Below are 22337 nucleotides of genomic sequence, written 5' to 3'. Positions count from 1 at the left end.
CGCGACATGCCAGGCAAGAACAATATGACGCACAGCAGCAGGAATACTTTCCAACGGCCGAATACGCTACGGCCGAGCCCATGGCGCATCGCGTCGCGATGCTTCGACTCCGGATGCCACATGACTTGTCCCCTGCTGACCCGTCTTCCCAACGGGCGGCACGCCTGGCGGCGCATAAGTGAAAGCTGCCGTGGCTCGTGAACGAGCAGCCGCGGTACCGGACCCCTCCGCCGACCGGCAATGAGCGCCTTGCCTGGCGGTCCTGCACCTACCCCCTAGGTGCTTACCCTCCTTGGGCAAGCAACGCATTATTGTGACCTTGCGCACGAAGTGCTTGTCAAGATGCCGGCCCCGCGCGAAAGTTAGGCGATCCGGCCAGGGGCTCTTTTGCCGGCACAACCAAGGGGGAATCCATGTCAGACCCTTTTCTCGGGCAGGTGAAGCCCGTGGCGTTCAACTTCGCGCCCAAGAACTACGCTTTCTGCAATGGACAGCTGCTGCCCATTGCGCAGAACCAGGCACTGTTCTCGCTGCTGGGCACGTACTACGGCGGCAATGGCACGACGAATTTCCAGCTGCCTGACCTGCGCGGCCGTACGCCGGTGGGCTCCACCAACGGCAGCGATATCGGCCAGAGCGGCGGCGTGGAGAACGTCACGCTGCTTCCGACTCAGCTGCCTTCGCACAACCATACGTTCAATGCGAACAATTCGACCGCGGGCAGCGCGCGCAATCCTGTCAACGGCGTGTTGGGCACCACCGGCACATTGAATATCTATGCGAGTTCGACCGGCGGTCCGCAGGTTCCCATCAACGTCCTCGATACCGCAGGCCAGACCGCGCCGCATCCGAACCTTCAGCCATACGCGGTGCTGAATTTCTGCATCGCACTCAATGGCGTCTACCCCTCACGCGGCTGACCGGAGCTCCTGCCATGACTCAACCTTTCGTTGGCGAGATCCGCTTGTTCCCCTACAACTTTGCGCCAAATGGCTGGTTCGACTGCGACGGCCGTCTGCTGTCCATCTCGGAATATGAGGTGCTCTATACCTTGCTCGGCACCACTTATGGCGGCGACGGCGTCAACACCTTCGGCCTGCCTAATCTGTGCGGACGCGTGCCAATCCATCAGGGCACGGGGCTAGGTCTATCGAGCTACGTGTTGGGCCAGGCCGCCGGTACCGAATCGGTCACCCTGCTGCCCAATCAGATGCCGTCCCATAACCATGCGTTCTATGCCGTGGACTCTGCGGGTAGCTCCGCCACGCCCGCCAGCACGCTTCAGCTGGGTTCCGTCAGCGGCGACGTGCTTTATTCGAGTGACGTCAGCGGCATGTCCAGCGCCATCATGGCGGGGACGGCGGTGGGCTCCGCGGGAAACACGCAACCCCACGACAACACCATGCCCACGCTGACCGCGCGCTTCTGCATCGCCTGGGCGGGCGTGTTCCCGTCGCAAACCTGACAGCCGTCGATCGACTACAAGGACATTCATCATGAGCGATCCCTTCATCGGCGAGATCCAGATCTACGGCTTCAATTTCGCGCCCAACAACTGGGCCATGTGCCAGGGGCAGCTGATGCCCATCCAGCAGAACACGGCGTTGTTCTCTCTGCTCGGCACGACGTTCGGGGGCAACGGTACAAGCAACTACCAGTTGCCGAACTTCGTCGGCAATGCCGCTTGCGGACAAGGTCAGGGGCTGGGGCTGACACCGCGCGTCATGGGCGAAACCTTCGGCTCCGACACGGTCACGCTGCTGTACAACGAGATGCCGGCGCACAGCCATGCGGCGCGTGTCTATAACCAGACCGTTGCCGCCAAGCGCACGGGCATACCGGCGGCGGGCGATGCCGTCATCCTGCCGCAGTCGGTTGCCCCGTTCACCACGACCAATGCGGTCAACAGCGCGTTTCCGGTGCAGACGATCGGCGTGGCCGGCGGCGGCCAGGCCCACGAAAACCAGCAGCCCTACCTCACGCTGAACTTCTGCATCTCGCTGGCGGGCGTCTTCCCCCAGCGTCCGTGAGCGCCATCGATGCACTGAGCTTTCCCACGTTGCGGGCAGCCTGGCTGCCCGCAACCGGGAAAGACCTTCCGCCGGACCTGAGCTGGCGCGAAGCGCGGAACGCAGACCTGCCGTTCTTCCGCCACCTCTATGCCGACGTGCGCGCCGCCGAACTCGCCGCAGTGCCATGGCCCGAGGCCCTGCGCCAGAACTTTCTCGACAGCCAGTTCGTGCTGCAGCACCAGCACTACACCGCGCACTTCCAGCCAGCGGATTACCTCGTGATCGAGGACAGGGGCGAGCCCGTCGGCCGCCTGTACCTGCACCAGGACGGGCATGCGGCGAACGTGATCGATATCGCGCTGCTCTCGGCCGCGCGCGGGCTTGGCATCGGCTCGGCGCTGCTGCGCCTGGTCCAGCAGACCGCGCAGCGCGACGGCCTGGCCAGCGTGATGCTGCACGTCGAACAGCGCAACGCCAGCGCGCGCCGGCTTTACCAGCGGATGGGCTTTGTCGTCGAGGAAGACATCGGCAGCCACCTACGCATGCGCTGGATGGCCACCGCGGCGACGCTCAGTTGAACAGCGCCTGGTAGATGAAGCCGGTCTGGTCGCGCGCGATCGGCACCAGGAAGATGCCGAACTCGCCGATGGCGGCGTGCTTCATCTGGTAGATCTTCTGCGGGAACACGATCGCCGCCTCATGGCGGAACAGCAGCGAGAACGGCTCGCGCACCATGCCGTGGAATGCCTGCACCGGGAGCGGCCGCGCCTCCACCAGCGCAAATGGCGCGTTGCCGTCGTGGTCCAGGGCGACGGTGAAGGTCTCGCCCACGTGTCCTGCGAAATGTTCCAAAGCGAAGAACTGCATCGCGCCGCCCCTTAACGCCGACGATGGAAGGCGCCGAGTGTCGCATAGTTGCCTCGCCGAATCGCGTGTCGGCCATGCCCTACTGCATATGGATCAGTCCGCCGCCGATGCCCTGGCACAGGCGCAGCGAAAGGCGCCGGCCACGGTCGATCAGGCGGCGCATGGCTTCGCCATGAGTCAGCGGCGCGGGGGCGGAAGAAATGAGCGCTTCGTCCGATGGATGCTCCGCCAGCCGCCGCGCCAGTTGCGGGTCGGCGACGTGGCCGTGCAGGAACAACAGGGAATTCCAGATCGAAGGCATGGCGTCTCCAGGCTCGGGCAAGGACGGATCAGTCGTGAGTGGCACCGCTCAGTGCCGTGGCGCGCATCGACGGGCGGTCGGCGAAGCTTTCGTACCACGCAGCGAGGCGGGGATGTCCGGCGCGGAAGTCGTACACCTCGCGGAACTCGATCCAGCTCAGCGCGGTGGCCAGCGCGATGCTGCCGAGATCGGCTGGCGCGCCGGGATCCAGCTCGCGTTCCGCGTAATCGCAGGAAGCGGCGACCTTCTGCAGATACGCATCGCGCAGCGCCGGCCAGCGCAAGGCCTCGGGGCGGCGCTCGATATCCCAGCGCGCCGCGATGCCTGCATCGGCGATGCCTTGCGCGAGCGCCTGCATGCGCAGCACGCGGAAGCGCGCGGCGGGCTCCGCGGGAATCAGTTTCGGTCCGTCGTGCAGGCTGTCGAGGTATTCGCAGATCACGCAGGAGTCGAACAGCGCGGTGCCATCGTCGAGTACCAGCACCGGGACCTTGCCCAAGGGGTTGAGGGCATAAACGTCCTCGTTGCGTAGCGTGGGGCTGGTTTCGTGATGCACGACCTCGCATCGATCGGCGAGACCGATTTCGTGAACGGCCACGAGCACCTTGCGGGCATACGGCGAGTGGGTCTGGTAGAGCAGCTTCATGGCGTCGGCGTCGGCAATGGCATGAGGGCGGTCAGGCGAACAGGCGTTCGCGCAGGGCGGGATGAACGTTGCGGCCGCACAGCACGGTCGCGACAAGCCGGCCGGCGTAGCGGTCAGGCTCGACGAGCAGCGCAGCGACGCCGGCGGCGCCCGCCGGCTCGACCACCAGGCCGAGATGGCGATGCAGCAGACGCATGGCTTCCGTCAGCCGGGTTTCGTCCACGGCCACGACACGGTCGCAGCAGTGGCGCAGCCGGGGCAGGCGCGAGGCGATCGGCACGCGCACGGCGATGCCGTCGGCAAGGGTATCGGCGGCGGCGGTCCGGATCGCTCGCCCGGCGTCGAGCGACAGCTTCATTGCGAGAGCATTGGCGGCGACGACCGCCACGATCTCCGTGGAAGGCGCGCGGGCGCGAATGACCGAGCCGATGCCTTCGAGCAGCGCGCCGTTGCCAAGCGGCACCAGCACGATGTCAGGCCGGGCCGAGGCGAGCAGTTCCAACGCTATGGTGCCGGCGCCCTGGGCAATGGCCGGTTCGGCACCGTCCTCGACGAAGCGCAGGCTATGTTCGTCTGCGTGGCGACGCGCGGCGTCTTTGGCGGCATCGAAATCGGCGCCGGCCAGGCGAACTTCGGCGCCCAGCGCGCGCATGGCATCCAGCTTGACCGGGTTGGCGTTCTCGGCGGCGAATACGATGCAGGCGTGACCGCGCCGTCTGGCTGCCCACGCCAGACCTTGCCCGAAGTTGCCGGCCGATGCGCACACCACGGTCTCGCCCGGGCGCAGCGCCGTAGCCGCGAACAGTTCCGCGCCGCGGCCCTTGAAGGATCCAATCGGGTTGCCGGTTTCGTCCTTGGCAAGGAGGCGGCAACCGAGGTCGGCGTCCAGCGCGGCATGGGTCCGCAATGGGGAGTCGAGAAAGACAGGATCGATCAGCGACGGCGCGGCCAGAATGCCGGCGAGGTCCAGTGGCGTGGTCATGTCGTACGTGGCTGCGATGGCGATGGCGGACCATGCTAGGGTGGCGCCGCGCGGCAGGGCCGCGTCCGCCGTGGAAGCGGCGGGTTTTCTCCCTATTGTTGCGCCGGAATCCGCGGACATGCCGACCGACCTGGACAAATTCGACCGCCGTATCCTCGCCACCCTGCAGAAGGACGCGCGTCGTCCGGCGGAAACGATCGGCGCCGAAATCGGCCTGTCGGCCTCCGCCGTGCAGCGGCGCATCGCGCGGCTGCGCGAGGAAGGGGCGATCGTGGCGGAGGTGGCGATCGTCGACCCCAAGCGCGCCGGCCGGCCGCTTACCCTGATCGTCGACGTGGAAGTGGAACGCGAGCGCCCGGAATTGCTCGCGAGCCTGAAGCAATGGATCGCGGCGGAGCCGGCGGTACAGGAAGCGTGGTACGTGACCGGTGCCGGCGACTACGTGCTCGTGGTGAGCGCGCGCGACGTCGAGGACTACGACGCGCTGATGCAGCGAATGGTGGCGGAGAACGCCAACGTACGGAAGTTCACCACGCGCGTGGCGCTGGGCACGTTGAAGCGTGGATTGCTGGTGCCGGTGGAGGAGTAATTGCACGCGTCCCCCGGGCGCTACTCCCTCTCCCTGAGCATGGCTCCCTCTCCCCTTCGGGGAGAGGGCTGGGGTGAGGACCGTGCGGAGCGTAGAAGCAGGAAGGCCGGAGCTGGCCTAGCTTCGTACGTTTAGCAATACGTCAGACCGAACGCCCGCTCTCGAACAAGAACCACACGCGCCGTTCCGCCTCGTCGATCCAGTTCTCCAGCAGGCTGGCCGTGGCGACGTCGCCGTACTTGTCGCAGACCTCGTGCACTTCGCGCATCACTGCCGCCACCTTGGCGTTGTCCTCGCGCAGCTCGGCGAGCATGTCCTGCGGGGTTACGAAGTCCGCATCGTTGTCGGGGATGCGCTGCAGGCGCGCGATGTGGCCGATCGAACGCAGGGTGCCGCCGCCGAGCTTGCGCACGCGTTCGGCGATGGGGTCGAGCGTCTCGTAGATGCCGTCCGCCTGCTCGTCCAGCAGCAGGTGGTAATCGCGGAAGTGCGGACCGGACATGTGCCAGTGGAAGTTCTTGGTCTTCAGGTACAGCGCAAAGAAATCCGCCAGCAGCACGTTCAATTCGGCGCCGATGTCGCGGCGTGCGTCCTCGCCCAGGGCGGTGGGCGTGGTCAGGGGCGCCTGGCGGAGTTTCTTGGCTTTGTTCTTGTCTTTCATGGTCTGCATCCTCCGGGTGGGAAACGGCCGTCCAGCAATGCTGGCACGGGACGTGCGAAGAGAGAGTTACCGTCAGGCATCGGCCGCGGTGTCGCTGTGGCACAGCGCGGCCAGCACCAATAGCGGCGGCACCGCGAAACACCACATGCCCGCGAAGCGGTAAAGCACGGCGGCCACCGCGCAGCCCAGCGCGAAGGTAAGCACGGCGCCGCCCATCCGCGCCATGCGGCTGCGCGTCGCGGCGCGCTGATCGCCCGGCAGGCCATGCAGCACGTCGGCTACGTCGAGCATCAGCTGGGTGGTGGTGCCGGTCATCATGGTGGTGGGCGGCGCGCTGCCCAGATGCACGCGCTGCAAGGCGTTCTGCACCGCCATGCCGGCCACCAGCGCCAGGCCGGCGAGCATCTCCAGCGGCGGGTCGTTGCGCCCGAACGGGCCGGCCGCGATCGCCACCGCCCCGCCGAGCACCAACAGGGCCAACTGGATCGCCAGCAGCGTGCGGAAGACCGGCTTGCCGGCGGCGACCAAGCGATAACGCAGCAGGCGCGCCAGGATCACCACGATGCAGAAGGTGGGCAGCGCCAGCAGCTTGGTGGCAATGCCCGAGGTACCCAGCACCAGCGCGGCGCCGATGGTGACGAAGTTGCCCGTCACGTGTGCGGTGAACAGCCCATGCAGGGCCATGAAGCCGGCGGTGTCGATGTAGCCGGCGGCAAAGCTCAGCAGTGTGGGGACAGACAGTTTCATGCGGGGCTTTCCGGGAATCGGTACATAGGGGACGGGGCGCGGGCTACCACGTGAACTTCAGTTCCGCGCCAAGATAGTCGCTATCGCGCCCGCCGGCGCGGCGCACCGTGTCGGCCACCTCGAAGCGCACCAGTTCCAGTGCCGTCGCAACGTGGCGGCCGATTGCGTAGTCGGCGCGCAGCTGCCCATAGGTGCCGGTGCGGCGGCCACCGCGGCCGGCGGTGTTCGGCACGGGCACGTTCGGCTGCGCGTAGATGGCGTCGCCGGTGGTCTGGCGCCACTGCAGGCCAATTGCGGCGGTCAGCGAAAGGCCGGCGGCGGGCTTCACCGTGACCGAAGGCTTGACGTGCACGAAGTTGGCGTAGCCCGTATAGCCGGCCAGGGTGACGTAGTAGCCATTGGGAAACAGCGGATTGAAGGTGCCTAGCGTGCCGTCGCCGCGATGCCGGTCGCCTGAAGCGGCGTCCATTTGCAGGCCCACACGCGGCGCCCAAGGCCAGGCGGCGAAGGTATAACCGCCGCGGCTGCCGACGGCCCAGGCACGGATCCGCTTGCCGCCGACCGAACCGCGCTGCGCCATGGCTTCCAGGTCCCAGTCCAGGCCGTTGGAGGCGCCCGCATAGCGCGTGTCGAACACACTGCGCGACTCGCGGCCGGCGGCATCGACGAAGCGTGCGTTGTCGCGCTGATAGAGAGCCGCATAGGCGGACAACTCATGCCTGCCGTCGATCAGCCGCTCGGCGCGCAGCATGTGGAAGCGCAGGTGGCGGTCGGACGTATCGTCGAAATGACGGTCGTCCCGATATTGCACCGGCTGGGTCAGCAGGCCGATGAAGCGCCAGCGGCCGGTTTCCCAGTCCGCCCATACCGCATCGAACGCCTGGCGCACGTTGGGGCCGTCGCGCAGCGAGACGAAGCGCTGCAGGTCGAAGGCAAATTCCTGCCGCCCCACGCGCGCCTTGAAGGTGCTCCCGTCGAACGAGCGCACATAGGCGAGGAAGGCCAGGCGCAGGTCCACCGGATTGCGGTCCGCCGGGCCGAGGTTGCGCTTGCCGTAGGCGCGCGCATCCTCCAGTTGCACGAATGCCTGCCAGTGCCCGCCCAAGCGCAGGTCGGCATGGACCTGGGCGCGCTGGATCACGTAGCTGTCGCCACGCGCGCCGCCGGTGCCAAAGCCGGCGGCGTCGTTGCTTTCGAAGCGCTCGCGCAGATTGGCGCCGAGCGAGAGATAGCTGGAAGGGTCGTCCGCATCCAGCGCGATGTACTTGAGCGCGTCCCCGGACTCGGTGCGCCGCGCGGGATCGGCCAGCGGCGACCAGTCCTCCTGCCAACGGTTCGACGCGAACGCCGGGCGGGCAGGCGCATCGGGCTCCTGCGCGGCGGCCACGCGCGCCAGCGCGAGCGCGATCGCCGCGAAGGACGTCCAGCGCATGCTCAGCCGCCCGACTTGGCGTGGATTTCCGCCACGTAGCCGCCGGGGAACGACACCATCGCGATGCGGCGGCCGCCGGCTTCGTAAGGCTCGACCAGCACCTTCGCGCCACTGGCCGTGGCCTTGGCGAGCGTGGCGGCCAGGTCCTTCACTTCGTAGCCGGTCAGCTCGCGGCCGTAGGGCCAGGGCAGCAGGCCGTCGGTGACCTGGACGGACATCTTGCCGAAGTCGGATTCGATGCGGATACGGCGGAAATGATCGTTGGCACGGCCGATTTCCACGCCCGGCGCCTGCTTGTCATCGGAAACCACTTTGCCGTGGGAGAACGCGAGGAACGCATGCACGAAGGCATCGGCGCGATCCGGCGATACGTACACGCGATTCTCCGGCACGGTGTCGAATGCCTTGTAGTTCGGCGCAGTGGTGTGCCAGTACAGCTGCATGTTCACGCCGCCGGGCCACTGGATGATGGCGTCGCGGCCGATCGGGTCCGGGAACGGCGCCACCAGCACGTCGGCGCCCGCCGCGCGCGCGGCGCGGATCGCCGCGTCCAGGTCCTTCACCAGGTAACCCGTGCGCTCGGCGCCGAAGGGATACGGCACCGGTGTGCGGAAGCCGAACAGCGAGACGGTGCCGGATGACGTCTGCAGCAGCTGCGAGCTGGTCTGGCTAGGTGTGGGTGTCACCTGCGCAACCACCTGCTTGGTGCTCTGTCCGCCGAAAGTGGCGGTGAAGCTCTGCACGAAGCGGTCGACATCGGCCGGGTCGACGTAGACGTGCGTTGTGTCGTACTGCGGCGCGACGGCCACCTGCGGCAGAGCGGGCGCATTGCGCGCGCCGGACGGCGAGGCGGCCAGCAGGCCGACGGACAAGGCAAGAGTGGAAAGGAAGGAAACCATGCGCATGGGGAAAGCTCCGGTTTGAGAAAGGGATCGCGTCACGGCGTCGCGCGGCGTTCGCGCCAGTCGTGCCAGGCCACCAGCAGGAAGCCGCCGGTGAGTCCGAGGTGCTCAAAAAAGGTGTTGGCGGCCGGCAGGCGTTGCGGAGGCGGCAACTCCCAGAAGCGCGCGGCGAGAAAGGTCGCGCCGAGCGTGAACAGCGCCAGCGCCGCGGCACCCGCCCAGCGCAGCACGCCGCTGAGGATGGCCAGCGACGCGCCCAGCTCCAGCGCGATCACCAAGGCCGCGAACAGGGCCGGCGGCGCCAGCCCGAAGTGCGTCATCTCGCCGATGGCGCCCTGGAAATCCAGCGCCTTGTCGATGCCGCCCTGGAGATAGGCCGCGCAGAGCAGCAGCAGCGCGAACCAGCGTGCCACGCGCCAGCCAGTGGAAGGCGCGGTGCTCATAGCGCCCAGCACGCGCAACCGAGCGCGCCCCAGAAGGATTTCAGGTCGGCGATCGGCAGCTTGCTGGACCACGCAGTCGCGTGGTCATGCCCGTGGATGCCGCAGGCATGCGTACAACCGCACGCCGCCGGCGCCGCCACGCGCGGCTGCGACTGACCGTTCGCGGCCCAGGCGCCATAGCCGCCGTAGCGATTCACCGGCGACCAATCCGGCATCGCCGGCGGCAGCGAGCCTTCGTCCAGGCTGGCGAAGCGGCCGGCGCCGTAGACGATCTTGCCGCCGACCATGGTGAGTTCCGAGCTGATGTCGGCGATCTCGCTCTCAGCGCAGGCGAAGAAATCCCGGTCCGGCACGATCAGGTCGGCCAGCTGGCCGGCCTGGATACGCCCCTTCTTGCCTTCTTCGTTGGAGAACCAGGTGACGTGCTCGGTCCACATGCGCAGCGCCGTCTCGCGGTCCAGGCAGTTGCGCTGCGGATAGAGCCGCATGCCGCCGACCGTGCGGCCCGTGACCAGCCACGCCAGCGAGACCCACGGGTTGTACGAAGCGACGCGGGTGGCGTCGGTACCGGCGGAGACGCGTGCGCCTTTCTCCAGCATGCGTGCCACGGGTGGCGTGGCCTCCGCGGCGCCGAGACCGTAACGCTCGACGAAGTACTCGCCCTGGTAGGCCATGCGGTGCTGCACGGCGATGCCGCCGCCCAGCGCAGCGATGCGGTCGATCGATTGCTCGGAGATGGTTTCGGCGTGGTCGAAGAACCAGTTCAGGCCCTGCAGCGGGATGTCCTGATTCACCCGCTCGAACACGTCCAGCGCGCGGCTGATCGTCTCGTCGTAGGTGGCGTGCATGCGCCACGGCCAGCGGTTCTCGGCCAGGATGCGCACCACGCCTTCGAGATCGCCTTCCATCTCGGCCGGCATGTCGGGGCGGGGCTGGCGGAAGTCCTCGAAGTCCGCCGCGGAGAACACCAGCATTTCGCCGGCGCCGTTGTGGCGGAAATAGTCATCGCCCTGCTTGTACTTGGACGTCTTCGTCCAGTGGAGGAAATCGTCCTTCTCCGCCTTGGGCTTCTGCGTGAACAGGTTGTAGGCCAGGCGGATGGTGAGCTGGCCGTCGTCGGCGAGCTTCTGGATGACGGCGTAGTCGTCGGGGTAGTTCTGCGAACCGCCGCCAGCGTCGATCGCACCGGTGACGCCGAGGCGGTTCAACTCGCGCATGAAGTGGCGCGTGGAGTTGAGCTGGTAGTCGAACGGCAATTTCGGGCCCTTCCCAAGCGTGGCGTAGAGAATCGACGCGTTCGGCTTGGCCAGCAGCAGCCCGGTGGGATTGCCGTCGCCATCGCGCACGATCTGACCGCCGGGCGGTTCCGGCGTGTCGCGCGTGTAGCCCACGGCGCGCAGGGCGGCGGCGTTGAGCAGGGCGCGGTCGTACAGGTGGAGAAGGAATACCGGCGTATCCGGTGCGACGGCGTTGAGCTCGTCGATGGTGGGCAGGCGCTTCTCGGCGAACTGGTGCTCGGTGAAGCCGCCGACCACGCGCACCCACTGCGGCGGCGGCGTGATCGCCACCTGCGCCTTGAGCATCGCCATGGCGTCGGCCAGCGAGCGCACGCCGTCCCAGCGCAACTCCATGTTGTAGTTCAGGCCGCCGCGGATGATATGCAGGTGGTTGTCGATCAGGCCCGGCAGCACGCGGCGCCCTTGCAGGTCGATCACGCGGGTGGCTGGGCCGGCGAGAGCCATGATCTCGGCGTCGTTGCCGACGGCCACGAAGCGGCCGCCCGCGATGGCCACTGCGCTGGCGGTGGGCCGTGCACGATCCAGCGTGGTGATCAGGCCGTGGTGCAGGATCAGGTCGGGCGTCTGCGTCGCGGCACTCATGCGTTCGGCTCCGAGGTGTTCTTGTCGCGAGCGGTGTGCGGGCCCTGCGGCAGCTGGCCGAACACATGCGGGCTCACTTGTCCGCGCAGCCAGGTGGTTGGCGTGGCGTCGCGATGCAGCAGCTGCTTGACCAGCGGCGGGATCTGCTCGCCGACCAGGATGCCCAGCAGGCCGACCAGCGCGATCACCGGCGGCGCGGGCGAACGCACCTTGAGCAGGGCGTAGACGATGCCCACCAGCAGGCCGGCGGCGAGGGAGAGGATGTAGGGCTTCATCGGAGCCTCCTTGGTGACTGGCCTGACGGAGTCAGGTGAGCGATAGCGGAGCCCCTTTTCCCGCCGGTCGCCGGCGCTCGAGAGGCTCCCGCCCTAAGACGCGGAATCAGCCTTCGTGCGCGCCGAACATGGTCTTGGCGTAGGTCACGCCCAGCCCATACGAACCGCCGTTGGTCTTGGCGATACCCGTGGTGCTCTCGTAGGTCTCGCCGCGTGCCCAGTCGCGCTGCAGTTCCAGCAGGTATTGCAACGAGGTCATCGGACGCGCGCCGGCCTGCACCATGCGGTCCATCGCGCGGTTGTGCGCTTCGGCCGAGACGTCGCCGCAGGCGTCGGCGATCACGTAGACCTCGAAGCCCTGGTCGAGCGCCGACAACGCAGGCCCGACGATGCACACCGAGGTCCACAGGCCGGCGAGCACGATGCGGCCCTTGCCGATCTCGTTGACGCGGGCGATCACCGCGGCGTCTTCCCAGGTGTTCATGGAGGTGCGGTCCAGCAGTGCCTGGCCGGGGAAGGGCTCGGTCACTTCGCTGAACATCGGGCCGGAGAAGCTCTTCTCCGCCACGGTGGTGAGGATGGTCGGCACCTTGAAGCTGGCGGCGGCCTTGGCCACGAGGCCTGCGTTGTTGCGCAGGTTGACCGCATCGATGGAATGGGTGGCGAAGGCCATCTGCGACTGGAAGTCGATCATGACCAGGGTGTGGTCGTTGGGCGTCAGCAGCAGCTTGCCGGGCGTGGGGGTAGCGGTGATGGCCATGGGAGTTCCTCGCGGTGTGTCGGGATGCGCGATGCGGATCGCGCGTCAGAAAGCAGATGTGCGGCGCGTAAGGTTCGATTGCATCGAATGGTGGCCACCCATCGTCGAAACGGTTGTACGGTGCAGGAAGCGCCGTAGTGGACGCAGTATCGGAGCGATGCTTCCTCGCAAAAAAGCGAAAAGATTGCCGCTCTAGCATCGAGAAAATCGAATGCCGTGCCGGCAGGTACCGGCGGAGCGCAAGGACACGCTCCGCCGATGCCGCCGCCCCGCCCCGACGAGGGGCGGCAGCGGCCAAGGCCACGACTCAGCTCTTGATGAAGGCGAGCAGGTCGCTGTTGAGCTGGTCCTGGTGCGTCACGGCCAGGCCGTGCGGCGCGCCCGGATACACCTTGAGCGTGGCGTTCTTCACCAGCTTGACGGTGAGGCGCGCGGCGCCGTCGATCGGCACGATCTGGTCGTCGTCGCCGTGCACGACGAGCGTGGGCACGTCGATCTTCTTGAGGTCTTCGGTGAAGTCGGTTTCCGAGAACTGCTTGACGCAGTCGTACTGACCCTTGATGCCGCCCAGCATGCCCTGCAGCCAGAACGAATCGCGCGCACCCTGCGAGACCTTCGCGCCCGGGCGGTTGTAGCCGAAGAACGGCATGGTCAGGTCCTTGTAGAACTGCGAGCGGTCGTCGAACACGCCCTTGCGGATGCCGTCGAACACTTCCATCGGCAGGCCGTTTGGATGGCTCGCAGTCTTGAGCATGATCGGCGGCACGGCGCCGATCAGCACCATCTTGGCGACGCGCTTGGTGCCGTGGCGGCCCACGTAGCGCGTGATTTCGCCGCCGCCGGTGGAGTGGCCCACGAGCACGACGTCGTGCAGGTCCAGCTTCTCGATCAGCTCCGCCAGATCGTCGGCGTACTGGTCCATGTGGTTGCCGTCCCAGGTCTGGGCGGAACGGCCATGGCTGCGGCGGTCGTGCGCGATCACGCGGAAGCCGTGCTGGCCCAGGAACAGCATCTGACCGTCCCACGCGTCGGCCGACAGCGGCCAGCCGTGCGAGAACACCACCGGCTGGCCGGTGCCGCCGTCCTTGTAGAAGATCTCGGTGCCGTCCTTGGTGACGAAACGCGAGCCGGGCGTCTTGCCCGGATGGTTAGAAGCGGCGGCGCCCTTGGACGCCTGGGTGACCGCGGCGACCGCGGGCATCGCCATCATGGCGGTGGAGGCAAGCGCGGCCTGGCCGAGCAGGGCGCGGCGGCTATGGCTGACGTCGGGAGTGGTCTTCGGCTGGGACATGGCGGAATTCCTCGTGCGGAGCGATGGATGGAAATGTCCCGCCTCGAAACGCGGCGGAACGCGGACCTGCAGGTCATGCGGGGGACAAGTGAGGGAATGGAGAACCTGGCCGGCGGACAGCGCGCCGGAAACACAATGTCGCGCGTCGCGGCGTCGCGGCACAGCCCGGTTTGGGCATGTCGCGCCTACCCGATCGGGCATGGCGCGTGGCGTGTACGCGGGTCGAGAATGCAGGGCTTTTCCGTCGCGTCGGACCGGCGCCGGCCACGGTTTTGGGCAGTTCGGGGTATGCGTGGGATCAGGAATCGAGGAAGCCGCGGCGGATTGCGATGGTCACCGCATGCGTGCGGTCGGAGGCGCCGAGCTTGGCGGTGATGTTCTTCAGCCGCGCCTTCACGGTGTCCTCGGACACGCACAGTATCTCCGCGATGCGGCGGTTGCCGTGGCCGGTGGCGACCAGGCGCAGCACGGCCAGTTCCTTGGCGGTAAGCATGTCGGCGTCGACGTGCGAGGCGACCTCGCGCGCGATCTCGCCCACCACCACGCGGCGGCCGAGCGCGGCGCCGCGGATGGCCTGCAGGATGTCGTCGCGCGTGGAGGTCTTGAGCAGGTAGGCCATCGCGCCCAGCGCCAGCGCCTGCTTCACGCGGGCGTCGCCGGGATAGGTGGTGAGGATGACCAGGCGCGCGTCGGGAAACTCGCGGCGGATCTCGGCGATGGCCTGCAGGCCGTCCATGCGCGGCATCTGCAGGTCAAGCAGAGCGACGTCGGGCCGGTGCGCGCGGAAGCCTTCGACGCTCTCGAGGCCATCGGAGGCCTCGCCGACCACGGTCATGTCCGGCGCGCTTTCGATGGCCGCGCGCAAGCCGTCGCGCATGACCGGATGGTCGTCCGCGATGAAGACACTGAGCGTTCGGGAATGACTGTTCACGCTGCCGGGCCTCCGAGCCTTTCCTGCGCTGTCGCGGCGCGGCCGCTCGGCACTATCGGCGATCGTCCAGGTACGGGCAATGCCCGAATGGGTGATCGGCGCCGCAGGGCGCAAGCCAGGACTCAGCGTCGATCGCTAGACTGGCGCCTATCCATTGCTTGCAGGCTCAGCCCACGCGCGGAAGGCGTGGGCCAACAGGGGGGCATGCTTTCGCCGCGGGAACGACGGGCATGAAACGACGCGCGCGCATCGCGCCCTGGCTGGTACGGCTGAGCGTCTGCCTGCTGTGCACGGGAATCCATGGGCAGCCCGCGGACGCGGGGGCCGGTGCGTGGGCGCGCGAGCAGTTCCGCCAGACGGTGTGGAGCGTGGAACGCGGTGCGCCAGCGGATATCTGGGCGCTGGCGCAGGATCCCGACGGCTTCCTGTGGCTGGGCACGGGCTCGGGCCTGTACCGCTTCGACGGCGTCGCCTTCGAGCGCTTCGAGCCGGCGCAGGGCGAGAGCTTCCGCACCAACAACATCACCGCGCTGTCGATGCAGCCGGACGGCACGTTGTGGATCGGCCTGTTCCACGGCGGCGCGAGCGCGCTGCGCGACGGACATCTCACGAACTACTCGGCGCGCGACGGCTTCCCCACCAGCATGGTGCTCGCCTTCGCACGGGACGGGGGCGGCACGCTGTGGGCGGCCAGCCGCGGCGGTCTGGCACGCTTCGACGGCAAGCGCTGGCAGATCGTCGGTGCCGACTGGGGTTATCCCGCCGAACGCGCGGATTGGGTCATGACCGACCGCGACGGCACGCTGTGGGTCGCCACCGGCGAGGAGCTGCTGTATCTGGCCCGTGGCGCCCGGCGTTTCGCGCGCACCGGCGTGGGCACCGTGCGCGACACGGCGGTCGCGCAGGCGCCGGACGGAACTCTGTGGCTGTCGGACGGGCCCCAGGGTACCCGGGCCCTGCCCGGCCTGTCGGCGGCGCACCCGCGCACGATCGATGGCGCGGTCACCGGCGAGGACAGCGCGCCAGTGCATTCCAAGCGGCTGCTGTTCGATCGCCAGGGACATCTGTGGGGTACCGAGGCGATGCATGGCGGCGTCTACCGGATCGATGCGCCGTCGCCGCTCGCAGACGGTACGGCGCTGCGCGCGAGCGCTTTCGACGCCCTGCACGATCGCGGCCACGGCCTGCCGTCCAACGTGGCGGTGCCGCTGCTGGAAGACCGCGAAGGCACGCTGTGGGTGGGCACCAATCTGGGCCTGGCGAGCTACCACGCGAACAACGTCCGCACGCCGCCGGATACCCGGGTGGGTCCGGGCATCAACACGGCGCTGGCCGTCGATGCCGAAGGCGCGACCTGGCTGGCCAACGGCGGCGTGCTGCGCCGGCACAGCGGCGCGGACACCAGCGTGGAGGCCACCGGCCTGCCCGACGTCAACGCGATGCTCCATGCGGACGGCACGCTATGGCTGATGGGGTCGTCTTATCTCGGCCGCCTGGAACACGGCCGGCTGGCGCGCATCGCCGTGCCGGTGACGGGGCCGCGCTGGAGCCTCGAAGCCGTGGCCGCCGATGGCGCCGGCGGCCTGTGGGCGAGCTTCCTCGATGGCGGCCTGTTCCATTTGCGCGACGGCGCGTGGAAACACGTGGAGGGCAGCACAGGACGCAGCGGAAGCGCGCCGACGGCGCTGGCGGTGGATCGCACCGGCCGGCTGTGGGCGGGCTACCCCGACGGCCGCGTGATGAGCATCGATGGCGCGAATCGGCGCATCTACCGCACTGCGGATGGCTTGCGCGTCGGCGGCATCGCCACGTTCGCGCTGCGCGGCGACGAGCTGATGGTGGGCGGCGACCACGGCGTGGCGCGGCTGCGGGGCGAGCGCTTCGAGGTCCTCGCCAGCGCCGATCCATCCATGCTGGTGGGCGTGTCCGGCATCGTGCTGACCCGCGAGGGCGACGCCTGGATCAATGGCAGCCGCGGCGTGCTGCGCGTTCGTGCGGCGGAACTCGCGCGCGGTTTCGGCGGATCGCCCGCCGCGTTCGATCTGTTCGACTACCACGACGGCCTGCCCGGGATCGCGCTGCAGGCCACGCCGGTATCGACCGCGGCGGTGGACGGCACCGGCCGCGCATGGTTCAACACCAACCAGGGCGCGGCGTGGATCGATCCGGCGCAGGTGCGCCGCAATACGGCGCCGCCGGCCACGTTCGTGCAAGCCCTGATCGCCGGCGACCGGCGCTACCCGGCGGCCGGCGCGGTGACGCTGCCGCGCCGGACCAGCTCGGTGCGGCTGGCGTACACCGCGACCAGCCTGGCCATGCCCGACCGCGTGCGTTTCCGCTATCGCCTGGACGGCGTCGACGAGGATTGGCAGGAAGCCGGCACGCGGCGCGAGGCCTCGTATGCCAATCTCGGGCCGGGTTCTTATCGCTTCCATGTGAGTGCCGCGAACGAAGACGGCGTCTGGAACGAGCAAGGCGCCAGCCTCGCCTTTTCGATCGAGCCGCAGTTCTTCCAGACCGGCTGGTTTCGCGCGCTGTGCCTGGCGATCGGCGCGCTGCTGGCCGGCGGGCTCTATCTGTGGCGCCTGCGCCTGATGGCGGAGCGCATCCATCTGCGGCTGGAGGAGCGCACGCGCGAGCGCGAACGCATTGCGCGCGAACTGCACGACACGCTGCTGCAGGGCGTGCAGGGCCTGCTGCTGCGCCTGCAGGCGCTGGCCGCCGGCCTCGGCCGGGACGCCCCGGGACGGCAGGCGCTCGATACCGCCGTCGATCGGGCGCGCGAGATGCTGGTGGAAGGCCGCGACCGCATCGTGGCGCTGCGCGGCGAAACGGGCGAAGGCATGCGATTGGTGCAGTCGCTGCGCGCGGTCGGCGAGGAGGTGGGTCAGGAATGCGACACGGTGTTCCAGGTCGCGGTCGAAGGCGAAGAGCGTCCGCTGTGCGCACCGGCCGCGAATGAAGTGCTCGACATCGCGCGGGAAGCGATCCGCAATGCCTTCCTCCATGCACAGGCCGACCGTATCGAGGTACGGGTCACCTACCAGCCGCAAGCGTTGCGCCTGAGCGTGACGGACGATGGCGTCGGACTGCCGCCGGACGTGCTGCGGCGCGGCCGTCTCGTCGGGCACTGGGGACTGGTGGGCATGCACGAGCGCGCCAAGCGCCTGGGCGCGCAGCTGACCATGCGGCGCATGGAGCCGCGCGGTACCGAAGTGGTGCTCAGCGTGCCTGGGCACGTGGCGTTCGATCCCGCGTCGACGCGGCATGGGAAGACCCGGCGCCGCTCCGGGACATGAAGTGGCACCGCTGCTTGCAGGATATCGATGCGCGCGCTTCCCGAGGGAAGCGCGCGCATCTGCGGCTCACGATCAGCGCGGCAGGTCGAACAGCAAGACTTCCGCGTCGCCGGTGCCTTCCAGTTCCACCGAGGCGGCATCCGCCAGCTTCACCGCGTCGCCGGCCTGCAAGGTGGTGCCGTTGACGGTGACGCTGCCGCGCGCCACGTGCACGTAGCCGAGCCGGCCCGGCGCCAGCGGATGGGCGAGCTTGTCGCCGGCGGCGAGGATCGAGGCGTACAGGTACGCGTCCTGATTCATGCGCAGCGAGCCGTCGCGGCCATCGGGGGAGACGACCAGGCGCAGCTGGCCGCGCTTGGAGGCTGCGTCGAAGTGCTTTTCTTCATAGCTGGGCTCGATACCCTGGCGCTCCGGCATGATCCAGATCTGCAGGAAATGCACCGGCTCCTTCGCGTCGTGGTTGAACTCGCTGTGGCGCACGCCGGTGCCCGCGCTCATGCGCTGGACGTCGCCGTAGCGAAGTACCGACCCGGTGCCCAGGCTGTCCTTGTGCTCCAGCGCGCCGCCGAGGACGTAGGAGATGATTTCCATGTCCCGATGGCCGTGCGTGCCGAAGCCCTGTCCGCCGGTGACGCGGTCCTCGTTGATCACGCGCAGCGGGCCGAAGCCCATGTGGCGCGGGTCGTAGTACTCGGCAAAGGAAAAGGTGTGGCGAGAGGACAGCCAGCCGTGCTCGGCATGGCCGCGTTCCTGGCTCTTGCGGACTTCCAACATGGGATGCCTCCGTAACATGTGCGATGGATTCGATGGCTTGCGGGCGAAGGACCGACCGGCCCCAAACACCTTGTTTTGCTTGCCACCGCTTTCCGATGGGCACAGTATGAGCGCCCTCGCCGGCCGTAAAAAGCGGAAAGATTGCCGGCCTACCATCGAGAAAATCGAATGCTTCGACTGAGCCTGGATGCCCTGCAGATCATGGATGCCATCGACCGGCGCGGTTCCTTCGCCGCGGCCGGCAAGGAATTGCACAAGGTGCCGTCCACCATCTCCTATACGGTGGCGAAGCTGGAGGAGGAACTGGGCGTGCAGCTGTTCGAGCGCGCCGGTCCGCGCGCAGACCTGACGCCCGCCGGACGGGAGCTGCTGAAGGAAGGCCGCCATTTGTTGCGCGCCGCGCAGGACCTGGAAGCGCGTGTGCGCCGCGTGGCATCCGGCTGGGAAACCGAGTTCGCGATCGGCATCGATTCGCTGTTCGCGCCGGTCGCACTGTGCGAGGACATCGAGGCCTTCTACGGCGTGGCCGATCGCACGCGCCTGCGCATCGGCCAGGAAGCCTTGTCCGGCACCTGGGAAGCATTGCTGGAACGGCGCGCGGACCTGCTGATCGGCGCCGCGGGCGAAGGGCCGTCGGGCGGCGGCTACGTGGCCGAGCCGATGGGCTCGATGCCGTTCGTATTCGCGGTGGCGCCGGGGCATCCGCTGGCGGCGATCGACCGCCCGCTGGGCAAGCTCGACCTGCAGCAGCATCGCGCCGTGGCGGTGGCAGATAGTGCGCGCAAGCTGGTCTCGCGTACCGTGGGCCTGGCCTTCGGCCAGGATGCGCTGACCGTACCGGACATCCGCAGCAAGCACGATTTCCAGCGCGCTGGCCTGGGCTTCGGCTTCCTGCCCGAACCCTATGCGCGTGCCGCGATCCGCGCCGGCGAGCTCGTGGTGAAAGAGGTGGAAGAGCCCAAGCCCGCCGAGACGTTCTACGTGGCCTGGCGCGCCGGCGAAGAAGGTGCCGCGCTGCGCTGGTGGATCGAGCGGGCGCAGCGACCGGGCACGCTGGAGCGGCTGCTGGCGTTATCCTGCCAACCGTAGGTTGGAATGAGTCGCCGGCGAACCCCGCGGGCGACGCACCAGCGGAGCCATGGGCATGACAGCTTTTGGACAAACGCTGCGGCGGCTGCGCCAGCTCCGCGGCATGAAGCAGAGCCATCTGGCGGGTTTGCTCGGCGTCACACAATCCACCGTATCGCGTTGGGAGCGTGGCGATCTCGAACTTTCCACGGCACAACGCCTGGCCGTGCAGCGGTTGCTGGAAGCACGGCCGGCGCCGGCGCAGGACGCGGCGCTGAAGCGGCTGGTCGAGACCTCGATGCAGAAGGTCCATCTGGTGTGCGACCGCACGCATCGCCTGCTCGCGGTATCGCCCGCGCGCCTGGCGGACTGGCGCCGCCCGGCCGCCGACTTGCTCGGCACGTCGATGCTGGTCTACGCCACGCCGGAGATCCTCGCGGCCGAGGCCTCGCTGCAAGCGCGCGGCTGGTACGACGACCGGCAGAGTTCGCTGCGCATCGATACCGGCACCAACACCGAGCTGCCGATCCGTCCGGGCACAGCGCTGTGGGAACGCATTCCCCTGGCCGATGGCAGTGCGGGACGGCTGGTGACCGCGCTCAGCTGAGCGCCGCGCATAATTTATGCGTGGCCGGCGAACGGCCCGCGCCGCTACGCTGGCGTTCCCGCACCACGAGGGATCGAGCCATGACCATTCTGGTGACCGGTAGCGCCGGCCATCTCGGCGAAGCCCTGATACGCAGCCTGCAGGCTGCATCGCGCGACTGCATCGGCATCGACCTGAAGGCTTCGCCGTTCACCCATCGCGTCGGCGATATTAGCGACCGCGCCTTCGTGCGCTCGGCGATGCGCGGCGTGCGTGCCGTCATCCATGCCGCCACCCTGCACAAGCCGCACGTGGCCACGCATCCCGCGCAGGCCTTCGTCGACACCAACATCAGCGGCACGCTGGCGCTGCTGGAAGAGGCCGTGTCCGCGGGCGTGGAAGCCTTCGTGTTCACCAGCACCACCAGCGTGTTCGGCGCGGCGCTGACACCCGCGCCCGACGCGCCCGCGGCATGGATCACCGAGGAGGTCGCGCCGGTGCCGAAGAACATCTACGGCACCACCAAGCTCGCGGCGGAGCAGCTGTGCGAGCTGTTCCACCGGCGGCACAGATTGCCGGTGCTGATTCTGCGCGCCGCGCGCTTCTTTCCCGAAGCGGACGACGACGCGGCCAAGCGCGCGGCGTACGAACTGGCCAACGCACAGGCGAACGAGCTGCTGTATCGGCGCGCGGATATCGCCGACGTGGCTGAGGCGCATTTGCTGGCGGTGGAACGTGCGCCGGCGCTGGGCTTCGGGCGCTACATCGTGTCGGCCACGACGCCGTTCGCGCCGGAAGACCTTCCGCTCCTGCACCGCGATGCGCCGGCGGTGCTGCGGCGGTTGTTTCCGGCGTTCGAGGCGCTGTATGGCAGTCGCCATTGGCGGATGTTCCCGCGCGTGGACCGCGTCTACGTCAACGCGCTGGCGCGGCGGGATCTCGGCTGGCATCCGCGGCATCACTTCGCGCAGGTGCTGGCCTGCCTGGCCGCAGGCCGGGACTTCCGCAGTCCGCTGGCGCTGGCGATCGGAGCCAAGGGATATCACGCGACGGCGTTCGGCGAGATGCCTTATCCAGTGGATTGAGCGGCGAGGCGCCGTGCGTACTCGGCCGGCGCGCAGCCGACCAGGGCGCGGAAATCGCGAATGAAGTGGGCCTGGTCGAAGTAGCCGAGCGATAGCGCCAGGTCCACCCAGGACGGCGCCTGCCCGGCCTGCAGCTGCGCGATGGCCTCGTGCAGCCGATACCGGTTGATCACCCATTTGGGGCCGACGCCCACGTAGCCCTTGAACAGCCGCTGCAGGGTGCGCGGGTTGAGGCCCGTGCGTTCGCAGAGCCGGTCGACGGCGGTGAGGCTCCGATCGGCCGCGATGTCGGCAACGATGTTCGCGACGCGCTCCGCCAACGGATCGGGCGCTGGCAAGCGGCCGAGCAGCAGGCGTTCGGCGGATTCGGCGAGGCGATCGATGTCCGCCGTGGCGAGGACTTCGGCTTCGAAGTCGGCGGCAGCCGGTCCGAATACGTCGCGCGGATCGCAGGAGCGGTCCAGCAGGGTCGCCACATCATGGCCGTAGAAGGGGCGAAATCCGCCGGGGCGGAACTTGATGCCGAACACGCGGCCCTGCTCTTCGAGGGTGCGTGTGAAGCGGCCCTGGTGCACGCCGTAGATGCGCGCAGCGGGCGGCTCGACCACAAGGTGCACGCTCGGGTGCGGCAAGGTTTCCTGGACCTGCGGCGGCAGCCCGCGCAGATCCCAGGCGACGAACCAGTAGTGCTCAACGAATCCCGCCAGCGCCGCACCGGGCAGGCGGCGTTCATGTTGGAACTCGCCTTGCGGAAGGCGCGGGTGCAGGACGCCCCGGGGCTTTGGCGCGGGTGTGCTCACGGCTGT

General features: G+C 68.3%; 25 protein-coding genes. 9 read left to right on the top strand and 16 right to left on the bottom strand.

The window, feature by feature from the left end:
• Nucleotides 1-413: 413 nt before the first annotated feature.
• The 4 genes from RKE25_RS01780 to RKE25_RS01765 are packed head-to-tail and all read left to right on the top strand — an operon-like array spanning nt 414 to nt 2590.
• Nucleotides 414-920 carry a tail fiber protein gene (locus RKE25_RS01780; RefSeq protein WP_311840555.1) on the top strand — a complete coding sequence of 169 codons (507 nt, stop codon included), beginning with the start codon at nt 414-416 and terminating at the stop codon, nt 918-920.
• A 14-nt stretch (nt 921-934) separates the two neighbouring features.
• Nucleotides 935-1465: a tail fiber protein gene (locus RKE25_RS01775; protein ID WP_311840554.1), complete on the top strand. Its 531-nt coding sequence runs from the start codon at nt 935-937 to the stop codon at nt 1463-1465.
• A gap of 31 nt (nt 1466-1496) precedes the next feature.
• The gene (locus RKE25_RS01770) at nt 1497-2030 is read left to right on the top strand and encodes a tail fiber protein (RefSeq protein ID WP_311840553.1); all 534 of its coding nucleotides are present in this window, start codon (nt 1497-1499) and stop codon (nt 2028-2030) included.
• The gene (locus RKE25_RS01765; protein ID WP_311840552.1) at nt 2027-2590 is read left to right on the top strand and encodes a GNAT family N-acetyltransferase; all 564 of its coding nucleotides are present in this window, start codon (nt 2027-2029) and stop codon (nt 2588-2590) included. Before RKE25_RS01770 ends, RKE25_RS01765 begins: the two co-directional genes overlap by 4 nt.
• On the opposite strand, the gene RKE25_RS01760 is transcribed toward RKE25_RS01765, so the two are convergent.
• The 4 genes from RKE25_RS01760 to RKE25_RS01745 form a co-directional block, all read right to left on the bottom strand.
• Nucleotides 2583-2879, bottom strand: coding sequence for a hypothetical protein (locus RKE25_RS01760; protein ID WP_311840551.1), 297 nt, complete (start codon nt 2877-2879; stop codon nt 2583-2585). The two genes, RKE25_RS01765 and RKE25_RS01760, sit on opposite strands and share 8 nt — an antisense overlap.
• Nucleotides 2880-2958: 79 nt before the next feature.
• Entirely contained in the window at nt 2959-3180 is a 222-nt protein-coding gene (locus RKE25_RS01755; protein WP_311840550.1) for a hypothetical protein, read from the bottom strand.
• A gap of 28 nt (nt 3181-3208) precedes the next feature.
• Nucleotides 3209-3826: a glutathione S-transferase family protein gene (locus tag RKE25_RS01750; protein ID WP_311840549.1), complete on the bottom strand. Its 618-nt coding sequence runs from the start codon at nt 3824-3826 to the stop codon at nt 3209-3211.
• A 31-nt stretch (nt 3827-3857) separates the two neighbouring features.
• Nucleotides 3858-4928: a pyridoxal-phosphate dependent enzyme gene (locus RKE25_RS01745; protein ID WP_311840548.1), complete on the bottom strand. Its 1071-nt coding sequence runs from the start codon at nt 4926-4928 to the stop codon at nt 3858-3860.
• Here RKE25_RS01745 and RKE25_RS01740 point away from each other — a divergent pair.
• Nucleotides 4927-5397, top strand: coding sequence for an Lrp/AsnC family transcriptional regulator (locus RKE25_RS01740; RefSeq protein WP_311840547.1), 471 nt, complete (start codon nt 4927-4929; stop codon nt 5395-5397). The two genes, RKE25_RS01745 and RKE25_RS01740, sit on opposite strands and share 2 nt — an antisense overlap.
• Nucleotides 5398-5539: 142 nt before the next feature.
• Here the strand turns inward: RKE25_RS01740 and RKE25_RS01735 are convergent, their stop codons facing one another.
• The 10 genes from RKE25_RS01735 to RKE25_RS01690 all read right to left on the bottom strand — a co-directional run bounded on the left by RKE25_RS01735 (nt 5540) and on the right by RKE25_RS01690 (nt 14665).
• Nucleotides 5540-6058 (bottom strand): DNA starvation/stationary phase protection protein, encoded by a 519-nt coding sequence (locus tag RKE25_RS01735; RefSeq protein WP_311840546.1) that lies wholly within the window; start codon nt 6056-6058, stop codon nt 5540-5542.
• Nucleotides 6059-6130: 72 nt separating this feature from the next.
• Nucleotides 6131-6805: a YoaK family protein gene (locus RKE25_RS01730; protein ID WP_311840545.1), complete on the bottom strand. Its 675-nt coding sequence runs from the start codon at nt 6803-6805 to the stop codon at nt 6131-6133.
• A 43-nt stretch (nt 6806-6848) separates the two neighbouring features.
• Nucleotides 6849-8237 carry an alginate export family protein gene (locus tag RKE25_RS01725; protein ID WP_311840544.1) on the bottom strand — a complete coding sequence of 463 codons (1389 nt, stop codon included), beginning with the start codon at nt 8235-8237 and terminating at the stop codon, nt 6849-6851.
• A gap of 2 nt (nt 8238-8239) precedes the next feature.
• Entirely contained in the window at nt 8240-9142 is a 903-nt protein-coding gene (locus tag RKE25_RS01720) for a glyoxalase (protein ID WP_311840543.1), read from the bottom strand.
• A gap of 32 nt (nt 9143-9174) precedes the next feature.
• Nucleotides 9175-9582, bottom strand: a complete 408-nt coding sequence (locus RKE25_RS01715; protein ID WP_311840542.1) for a DoxX family protein — start codon at nt 9580-9582, stop codon at nt 9175-9177.
• Nucleotides 9579-11462, bottom strand: a complete 1884-nt coding sequence (locus RKE25_RS01710) for an amidohydrolase (protein ID WP_311840541.1) — start codon at nt 11460-11462, stop codon at nt 9579-9581. The genes RKE25_RS01715 and RKE25_RS01710 overlap by 4 nt, the downstream gene beginning before the upstream one ends.
• A complete protein-coding gene (locus RKE25_RS01705; RefSeq protein ID WP_311840540.1) occupies nt 11459-11737 on the bottom strand; it encodes a XapX domain-containing protein in 279 nt (92 codons plus the stop codon). Before RKE25_RS01705 ends, RKE25_RS01710 begins: the two co-directional genes overlap by 4 nt.
• 106 nt (nt 11738-11843) lie before the next feature.
• Nucleotides 11844-12497 carry a hydrolase gene (locus RKE25_RS01700; protein ID WP_311840539.1) on the bottom strand — a complete coding sequence of 218 codons (654 nt, stop codon included), beginning with the start codon at nt 12495-12497 and terminating at the stop codon, nt 11844-11846.
• Between the two features lie 307 nt (nt 12498-12804).
• Nucleotides 12805-13788 carry an alpha/beta hydrolase gene (locus tag RKE25_RS01695; RefSeq protein ID WP_311840538.1) on the bottom strand — a complete coding sequence of 328 codons (984 nt, stop codon included), beginning with the start codon at nt 13786-13788 and terminating at the stop codon, nt 12805-12807.
• A gap of 298 nt (nt 13789-14086) precedes the next feature.
• Entirely contained in the window at nt 14087-14665 is a 579-nt protein-coding gene (locus RKE25_RS01690) for a response regulator transcription factor (RefSeq protein ID WP_311842304.1), read from the bottom strand.
• A 284-nt stretch (nt 14666-14949) separates the two neighbouring features.
• Between RKE25_RS01690 and RKE25_RS01685 the strand changes: the two genes are divergently transcribed.
• Nucleotides 14950-18018, top strand: a complete 3069-nt coding sequence (locus tag RKE25_RS01685; RefSeq protein ID WP_311840537.1) for a two-component regulator propeller domain-containing protein — start codon at nt 14950-14952, stop codon at nt 18016-18018.
• Nucleotides 18019-18090: 72 nt separating this feature from the next.
• Here RKE25_RS01685 and RKE25_RS01680 read toward each other — a convergent pair whose 3' ends face one another.
• Complete coding sequence (locus tag RKE25_RS01680; RefSeq protein WP_311840536.1) at nt 18091-18792, bottom strand: pirin family protein; 702 nt, start codon at nt 18790-18792, stop codon at nt 18091-18093.
• Nucleotides 18793-18960: 168 nt separating this feature from the next.
• On the opposite strand from RKE25_RS01680, the gene RKE25_RS01675 reads away from it, so the two are divergent.
• The 3 genes from RKE25_RS01675 to RKE25_RS01665 all read left to right on the top strand — a co-directional run bounded on the left by RKE25_RS01675 (nt 18961) and on the right by RKE25_RS01665 (nt 21531).
• A complete protein-coding gene (locus RKE25_RS01675; protein WP_311840535.1) occupies nt 18961-19881 on the top strand; it encodes a LysR substrate-binding domain-containing protein in 921 nt (306 codons plus the stop codon).
• A 55-nt stretch (nt 19882-19936) separates the two neighbouring features.
• Nucleotides 19937-20467, top strand: a complete 531-nt coding sequence (locus RKE25_RS01670; RefSeq protein ID WP_311840534.1) for a helix-turn-helix transcriptional regulator — start codon at nt 19937-19939, stop codon at nt 20465-20467.
• A gap of 80 nt (nt 20468-20547) precedes the next feature.
• Nucleotides 20548-21531 (top strand): NAD(P)-dependent oxidoreductase, encoded by a 984-nt coding sequence (locus RKE25_RS01665; RefSeq protein WP_311840533.1) that lies wholly within the window; start codon nt 20548-20550, stop codon nt 21529-21531.
• Here the strand turns inward: RKE25_RS01665 and RKE25_RS01660 are convergent.
• Complete coding sequence (locus RKE25_RS01660) at nt 21516-22331, bottom strand: helix-turn-helix domain-containing protein (RefSeq protein WP_311840532.1); 816 nt, start codon at nt 22329-22331, stop codon at nt 21516-21518. The genes RKE25_RS01665 and RKE25_RS01660 overlap by 16 nt on opposite strands.
• Nucleotides 22332-22337 lie beyond the last annotated feature (6 nt).

Origin of the sequence: Dyella sp. BiH032, assembly GCF_031954525.1 — a bacterium.
Lineage (GTDB): Bacteria > Pseudomonadota > Gammaproteobacteria > Xanthomonadales > Rhodanobacteraceae > Dyella_D.
This window is presented reverse-complemented; position numbering and strand designations above follow the sequence as displayed.